3 protein-coding genes and 1 other annotated feature are annotated in these 3,657 nt (G+C 37.9%); all 3 genes read left to right on the top strand.

All coding sequences use genetic code 11. The features are described 5' to 3' along the window. The first annotated feature begins 700 nt into the window (after nt 1-700). Nucleotides 701-941 (top strand) — a binding site (T-box leader). Between the two features lie 116 nt (nt 942-1,057). Further along, nucleotides 1,058-1,534: an S-ribosylhomocysteine lyase gene (locus tag HMPREF3116_RS07270; protein ID WP_070468785.1), complete on the top strand. Its 477-nt coding sequence runs from the start codon at nt 1,058-1,060 to the stop codon at nt 1,532-1,534. A 335-nt stretch (nt 1,535-1,869) separates the two neighbouring features. Further along, entirely contained in the window at nt 1,870-2,730 is an 861-nt protein-coding gene (locus HMPREF3116_RS07275; protein ID WP_070468786.1) for a MetQ/NlpA family ABC transporter substrate-binding protein, read from the top strand. A gap of 1 nt (nt 2,731) precedes the next feature. Continuing rightward, entirely contained in the window at nt 2,732-3,427 is a 696-nt protein-coding gene (gene mtnN / locus HMPREF3116_RS07280; RefSeq protein WP_070468787.1) for a 5'-methylthioadenosine/S-adenosylhomocysteine nucleosidase, read from the top strand. The last annotated feature ends 230 nt before the right edge of the window (nt 3,428-3,657 follow it).

A 3,657-nucleotide genomic window follows, 5' to 3' on the forward strand; every position in this document is an offset into this window, starting at 1 on the left:
AATATTTATTAAAATATATGTTGACTCTTTCTAAGTCGGTACAATAGCCAACAGAGAAAAAACAGGGGAAACTGCACTAGCGTATGGATGCCCTGAATATAAGAGCTGTTCGCTCACAAGAATAGCCACCTTTATTTTGTTAGTGAACAAATTTTAAAACCAGCATCCGCTAGTATATAATCAGCAACCTTGTTTCGTTGTTGATTATTTTTTTGCCCATTTTTAGATAAATGAGAAAATAATGAAAATATAACAAAGAAATACCAGACATTAAGTCATCCGTTAAGGACCGACTAAGAAAATCTGACAAACAGTTACCAAATATCGGTGAACTGCTCACTACTTACTAAATCTGATGGACTCAGTCGTTGTGTTGCAACCGAAGCAATGTTACATAAGTGTTACGTCAACTGACAAAATATCATCAAACCAAACTCACCACCAAAAAGAAGGGCTCCAATATAGAGCTGCTTGATAATCAAGATGGCATCACCTACTTCAGTACCGATACCCCCGGATTTTTTCTATTGAACCTAATGTATCATAAAGTAAACACCTCTAGGTAGTATCGATTACGTAGGGAGGGAAACATTACGCATAATAGTAATGATTTAGAAAATTAATTATAAATTAGTGAATTACTCATCATTTTATCTTGACTTTCTTATAATTTATCTGATATAGTCATTGCAATTAATAATTAAACACGATGAAAAAGAAAGTAAAGCTTTTGTTTTTTTCTAAAGAACCTCGGTAGCTGAAAAGAGGCAAAGAACAAATGCTTGAAAATGGCTTTAGAGTGGATTCTCTGAATAATTAAGAGAATACGGGAGATGTTACGTTAGCAGACAGCAGTCTCCACTGTAGTGGGAACTGAATGAGGCAGTATTTCGCGAGAATGCTGTATATTAAGGTGGTAACGCAGTTTTTATGCCCTTAGATATTTTTTGATATCTAAGGGCTTTTTCTATACCTAGGTAAAGGAGGGAAGGTAAGTATTGTCAAGTAAGTTGAATTGTCGATGGTGAAAAATAGCAAAATTTAGGAGGAGAAGAAAATGGCAGAAGTCGAAAGTTTTACATTAGATCACACGAAAGTTAAAGCCCCTTATGTCCGATTAATTGCAGAAGAGGTAGGAACGAAAGGCGATGTGATCGCCAATTATGATTTACGATTTTTACAACCAAATGAGAAAGAAATGCCAACAGCAGCGATTCATACATTAGAACACTTACTTGCAGATTTATTGCGTGATCGCTTAGATGGCATCATTGATATTTCTCCATTTGGATGTCGAACAGGATTTCATTTGATTACTTGGGGAGTCCCTAGTGCGACCGAGGTAGCGCAGGCTTTAACCGAGGTATTAACAATCATTGCAAATGAGTCACAATGGGAAGATGTTCAAGGTGTTGGTATAGAAAGCTGTGGGAATTATCGCGACCATTCACTATTTGGTGCCAAGGAGTATGCCAAAATCGTTATTGAAGAGGGAATCAGTGACGATGCGTTTCAAAGACATGTGGTGAAATAGATGTATTTTGACACTTTAGCATAACAATTTGTGCTAGTTATCGGCTCAAAATAAGGATTTAGTGAGGTGGTTGTACAAACCTTTTTGAAAGATCAAGCAATTGTAATTGCAGCTGATATTGGCTTTCAAGAGTCAATGTTTTGATGAATCACTGATTAGTATTATCAAGTCAACGTGGATGTTGGAAGGGAAACTTCGTTAGTGGCTATGGCTAAGCAACTAATCGAACGCAAATTATCATTTTATTTTTGGCTAGTCCGCTAGCAAGCTATATGACTGGTCAAGCAATCAATGTAACTGGTGGCATGACGATGCATTAGGAAGGAGCAAAATAAATGAAAAAAATGATTAAAGGGATTGGTTTATTGACAGTGGCGCTGATGCTAACAGCTTGTAGTAATCAAGAAACTGCCAATACAGGGGAATCAACTGAAAATTCAAAAATCGTGGTTGGGTCAGTCGGCACTGATGCAGAAATCTGGACACATATCGCAGAATCTGAGGCCGCAAAAGAAGCGGGATTAAAAATTGAAGTTAAAGAAATCACCGGTGGACCGACTGCCAATCAAGCCACTGTAGATGGTGATGTGGATGCAAATGCCTTTCAGTCAATTGGATACTTAGAAAGCTTTAATGCGGAGAGTCCTGAACAATTAGTACCGATTGCGGCAACTTATGTCGAACCGATGGGTATCTACTCTGATAAATTTACAAGTATAGATGAGATCGCAGATGGCTCAATAGTAGCGTTGGCTGACAATCCCTCAAATACTGCAAGAGGATTACGCTTATTGGAAACGGCTGGTTTAATTAAGTTAAAGGATGACTTTGATGATGGAAAAGGAACAACTAGTGATGTAATCGAAAATCCCAAGAACTTAGAATTTACACTCATTGATGATTTAACTGGTCCACGGGTTTTACCGGATGTTGACTTGGTTTTAATCAGCAATACGATTGCCCTTGAAGGTGGCTTAAATGTTTTACAGGATTCCATTTTTCATGAAGAGGCGGACACGGCTATTCGAGAAACAATCAATGTTTTAGCAGTAAAGGAATCTCGTAAGGACGATGCTGCTTTAAAAAAATTAGATGAGTTGTACCATGACCCTGAAATTCAAAGCTATATTGAAGAAAAATTTGAAGGAACAAAAGCGGAAGTAACTACACCAATCGCAGAGATATGGGGGAACTAAGATGAGAATAGCAGTAGTTGCAGCAATGGAAGAAGAGTTAGCACCCTTTCGTAATTTTTATGCTTCCACGGTTATTTGGCAAAAGGGAAAAACAATCATTGAAAAGGTTCATGAAGACTTATATTTGGTAGTATCAGGGATTGGCAAAGCTAATGCAGCCGCAACTGCTGCCTGGATTTGTCAGCAGTTGTCGTTAGATCTCCTAATAAATACGGGGTCAATCGGTTCCTTCCGTAAAGAACTTCCTCTGGGTAGTATTGTTTTCACTGATCGGTTCGTCTATAGTGATGTGGACGCAACAGGGTTTGACTATGCTTATGGTCAGGTACCGCAAATGCCAGCGGACTATCCAGTTTCAGAAACGCTTCTGGCGATCATTAAGCAAGTGCTTACCCAAAATCAAATTTCCGCCTTTCAAGGAACTATTGGGACTGCTGATTCCTTTATGAGTGATGAATTAGCTGTTTCAGCAATCAAAAAGGCATTCCCCTTGCTTACAGCGTCTGATATGGAAAGCTGCGCGCTTGCGCAAATTGCAAGTTTTTATGAGATTCCGGTAATCAATGTCAGGGGGATTTCAGATCATGTCGGAGAGCATGCACCAGCTACTTTTGATGATAATCTTGAGTTTGCTGCCAACCAAGCATTTCACGCAGTTCGTAGTCTAATCGATTTTTGGCAACAAGACCTAAGTTGATATAAGGCTAGAGAAATTCGTATGAGAAGCATAAAGAACATTTCTAAATTTTTTAAACGAGCTTTTTCTAACAAGCGAGCATATCAAATTTTGATTCATAATTCCCATAAAATATAGCACCTCTTTTCGTATATTTTGTATGTGGGAAAGAATTTTTTATAGGGATGATGGTTGATTTGACAGTCTTTAATTATCATTGTAAATATTTATTAAAATATATGTTGACTCTT

Origin of the sequence: Aerococcus sp. HMSC10H05, from assembly GCF_001806975.1 — a bacterium.
Taxonomy (GTDB): Bacteria; Bacillota; Bacilli; order Lactobacillales; family Aerococcaceae; genus Aerococcus; species Aerococcus viridans_B.

Excerpts from the sequence above, each read along its gene's own strand:
- HMPREF3116_RS07270 (WP_070468785.1), top strand. The coding sequence starts at position 1,058 with ATGGCAGAAGTCGAAAGTTTTACATTAGATCACACGAAAGTTAAAGCC.
- HMPREF3116_RS07275 (WP_070468786.1), top strand. The coding sequence starts at position 1,870 with ATGAAAAAAATGATTAAAGGGATTGGTTTATTGACAGTGGCGCTGATG.
- mtnN (WP_070468787.1), top strand. The coding sequence starts at position 2,732 with ATGAGAATAGCAGTAGTTGCAGCAATGGAAGAAGAGTTAGCACCCTTT.